Source organism: Salinispora sp. H7-4 (assembly GCF_013416675.1).
GTDB classification, from domain to species: domain Bacteria; phylum Actinomycetota; class Actinomycetes; order Mycobacteriales; family Micromonosporaceae; genus Micromonospora; species Micromonospora vitiensis.
Genome location: NZ_JABZED010000074.1, coordinates 1 through 573 on the forward strand (window position 1 = coordinate 1; position 573 = coordinate 573).

The 573-nt window shown below is 68.6% G+C and carries 1 protein-coding gene; it reads right to left on the reverse strand.

Annotation, left to right across the window (positions count from 1 at the left end):
- A partial coding sequence (locus H0524_RS23905) for a serine/threonine-protein kinase (RefSeq protein WP_255436213.1) occupies positions 1–573 on the reverse strand: 573 nt, incomplete at both ends.

A 573-nucleotide genomic window follows, 5' to 3' on the forward strand; every position in this document is an offset into this window, starting at 1 on the left:
TCCACCGCCGCGTACAGGGTCGCCCCCAACGACCAGAGATCCGCCTCCGGCCCGGCGGTACCATCCCGGGCCCGCTCGGGCGCGATGTACGCGGGTGAGCCAAGCACCATGCCGGTACGGGTGACATTCGGGTCACCCGGGACCGTGGCGAGACCGAAGTCGGTCAACACCACCCGCCCGTCCTCGCCGAGCAACACGTTGCCCGGCTTGACGTCCCGGTGCATCACCCCCGCCCGATGCGCCGCCTTCAGCGCACCAAGCACCCCCAGACCGATCTGCACCCCCTTAGCCGGCGACACCGGCCCCAGCTCAGCCAGCGCGTCCTGGAGGGACTTCGACGCCACGTACTCCATCACGATCCACGGATCACCATCGGTACGCAGCACATCGAAGATGCGAACAACGTTGACGTGATTGAGGCGGGCGATCGCCCGCGCCTCACGCAACGAACGCTCCCGCATCTCGCGGCGCTCCTCATCGGTGAGACCGGGCGGCGGCACCAACTCCTTGATCGCCACAGTCCGATGCAGCACCTCGTCCTGCGCCTTCCACACCCGACCCATGCCGCCCTGG